Raw genomic sequence first — 3,193 nt, 5'->3', positions numbered from 1 at the left:
TGACTATCAGGTATCTGGGGAGGATTAAGGGGGTATTTGGGTAAAATCAGGAGGTATTGGGGGAGGGAAAGAGCCGAAAACCTGTGTTTGGGTTCCGGCTGTTGAGGGAAGGGCTTTTTTGCAAAGATCTCTTCTTAGGATTTCCAATAAATTCCCGCTTGCGCGTAAATGATGGCTGGTGGCAGACAAGGGGTTAAAAAGAAGTGAACCTTGCCATTTGCTATAAAACGCCGGACTCAAGAATCCTGCCTACGGATGAAAAGGGCTATGATAAAATCTTTGCGTTTTCACTATCCCTTTCAGACGACCTTTTTATGTTGAACCCATCCCGAAAACTCGCCGAACTTGTCCGTATTTTGGAAGAGGGCGGCTATATTTTTGCCGGCGATCCCGTGCAGGCGACGGAGGCGTTGCGTCATGTCGAGGGCGGCGTGGAAGGAAAAATCATCCGCCGCGCGGAGATGATAGACAGAGACAGTCAGCTTTGGCATACCTTGGAACAAGTACGGACCGGGTCGTTTTGGCTGTGGATTGTGGCGGCTGCGGCGATGTTCAGTACCGGCTTTTCAGGCACTTACCTTCTGATGGACAGCCAAGGGCTGAATTTCTTCCTGATTTTGGCGGGCGTGTTGGGCATGAATACGCTGATGTTGGCGGTATGGCTGGCATCGCTGTTCCTGCACGTAAAAGTAGGGCGGTTTTTCAGCAGTCCGGCGACGTGGTTTCGGGGTAAAGATCCCGTCAATCAGGCGGTGTTTCGGCTGTATGCGGACGAATGGCGGCAGCCTTCGGCGCGTTGGATTGCCGGCGCGACTTCGCACAGTCTATGGCTCTGCACATTGAGCGGGATGCTGGTGTCGGTATTGCTGCTGCTTTTGGTGCGCCAATATACGTTCAACTGGGAAAGTACGCTGTTGAGCAATGCCGCTTCGGTACGCGCGGTCGAAATGTTGGCGTGGCTACCGTCGAAACTCGGTTTCCCTGCCCCTGATGCGCGGGCGGTGGTCGAAGGTCGTCTGAACGGCAACATCGCCGATGCACGCGCGTGGTCGGGCTTGTTGGTCGGCAGCATAGCCTGCTACGGCATCCTGCCGCGCCTGCTGGCTTGGGCGGTATGCAAAATCTTTTTAAAAACAAGCCAAAGCAAGCTGGATTTGGAGAAGCCTTATTATCAGGCGGTCATCCGCCGCTGGCAGAATAAAATCGTTGATGCGGATACGCGTCGGGAAACCGTGTCCGCCGTTTCTCCGAAAATCACCTTAAACGACGCGCCCAAGTGGGCAGTCATGCTGGAAACCGAATGGCACGAAGGCACATGGTTTACGGGCAGGCTGGCGCAGGAATGGCTGGATAAAGGCGTAGCGGCGAATCGGGAAGAAGTTGCCGCTTTGGAAAACGAGTTGAAACAGAAACCCGCCCAGCTCCTCATCGGCGTGCGCGCGGAAACCGTCCCCGACCGCGGCGTGTTGCGGCAGATTGTCCGACTCTCCGAAGCGGCGCAGGGCGGGGCGGTGGTGCAGCTTTTGACGGAGCGGGCACTTTCAGACGACCTGTCCGAAACATTGAACCACTGGCGCAACGCGCTGGCAGAGTGCGACGTGGCATGGCTGGAACCTGATAAGGCGGCGCAAGAAGGTCGTCTGAAAACCAATGACCGCACTTGAAACGCCCCATAAAGCCGCCATCCTGAAAAAGGTCGTCTGAAAATCCATTCTTCAAAAACATCATGAACAAACAACCACTTTCCCTCGCCGTCGTCGGGCATACCAATACCGGCAAAACCTCGCTCCTGCGCACCCTGTTGCGCGACAGCGGGTTCGGCGAAGTCAAAAACGCCCCGTCCACCACGCGCCATGTCGAAGAAGCCGCGATTACCGACGGCACCGACACGCTGCTGTATCTGTACGATACGCCCGGACTCGAAGACGCGGGCGGCGTTTTGGACTGGCTTGAAACCCATACGGATGCACGCGCCGACGGCATCGAGCGGCTGCAACAGTTTCTCGACAGCGACGGCGCACATCACGATTTCAACCAAGAAGCCAAAGTGCTGCGGCAGCTTCTGCAAAGTGACATGGCGTTGTACGTCATCGACGCGCGCGAACCCGTCTTGGACAAATATCGTGATGAATTGACCATCCTTTCATGGTGCGCCAAGCCGGTCATGCCTGTGTTCAACTTTACCGGCGGGCAGCTTCCCGAAGCGTGGACGACTATGCTGGCGCGGCGAACCCTGCACGTTTTCGCAGGATTCGATACCGTCGCCTTCGATTTTGAAGGCGAATTGAACCTTTGGAACAAGCTCGCCACCATGTTGCCACAGCATGACATCATCGACCGCCTGACCGCCTCCCGCCGCCGCGAATGGACGCGTCTGGATAAAGAAGCGCGACACGAAATCGCAGGTTTCCTGCTCGACGTTGCCGCCTTCACGCAGGAAATCGACGAAAACGACGACCCCGCGCCCGTCCTGCAAACCATGCAGGCAGAAATACGCCAGCTCGAACGGCAGATGCAGCAGCGGCTGTTTGGCCTCTACCGTTTCTACCACAGCGAAATCGACAGTGGCGACTGGGTGCCGAAAGCCTTCCGTCAAGACCCGTTCGACAGCGAATTGCTCAAAGAATACGGCATCCGTACCGGCACGGGCGCGGCAACCGGCGCACTCATCGGTTTGGGGCTGGACATCGCCACGCTCGGCGGTTCGCTCGGATTGGGGACGGCAATCGGCGGCTTTTTGGGCGGCATCCTGCCCAATACCCGCACCATTTCCGACAAGCTCAGCGGCCGCCAAACCCTGCACACCGATCCCGAAACCCTGACCCTGCTCGCCGCCCGCGCCCTCGATTTGCTCCACATCCTGCAAACGCGCGGCCACGCGGCGCAATCGCAAGTCGAGTTGCACAGCCGCAAAGCGCCATGGCAGGCGGACAAACTTCCGTCCGAACTCAACAAAGCGCGCAGCAGGTGGAAATGGTCATCCCTCAACACCCACCTCCCCGAAACCAGCCGCGCCGAGCGCGAGGAATACACGGAAAGTTTGAGTAGGAAATTGGGCGGATAAAAAATCAAAGGTCGTCTGAAACCTTAACTCAAGGCTTTCAGACGACCTTTGCCATATCGGCAACCTCACCTTGTATATCGGAACTCCAGTATCATAGCAACAAACCGCCCGGCCGCCACCCGCATCCCA

At 56.9% G+C, this 3,193-nt stretch carries 2 protein-coding genes; both read left to right on the top strand.

What is annotated here, in order from left to right:
- Positions 1-203: 203 nt before the first annotated feature.
- Positions 204-1,664, top strand: coding sequence for a DUF2868 domain-containing protein (locus tag F9B91_RS12100; protein WP_225306659.1), 1,461 nt, complete (start codon positions 204-206; stop codon positions 1,662-1,664).
- 62 nt (positions 1,665-1,726) lie between these two features.
- A complete protein-coding gene (locus F9B91_RS12095; protein WP_070538749.1) occupies positions 1,727-3,064 on the top strand; it encodes a DUF3482 domain-containing protein in 1,338 nt (445 codons plus the stop codon).
- Positions 3,065-3,193 lie beyond the last annotated feature (129 nt).

Origin of the sequence: Streptococcus mitis (assembly GCF_008763935.1) — a bacterium.
Lineage (GTDB): Bacteria > Bacillota > Bacilli > Lactobacillales > Streptococcaceae > Streptococcus > Streptococcus mitis_DB.
Note: the sequence above shows the minus strand (reverse complement) of the source record. Positions and strands in the feature narration are given on the sequence as shown.

Coding starts and splice junctions, on each gene's coding strand:
- F9B91_RS12095 (WP_070538749.1), top strand. CDS start 1,727: ATGAACAAACAACCACTTTCCCTCGCCGTCGTCGGGCATACCAATACC.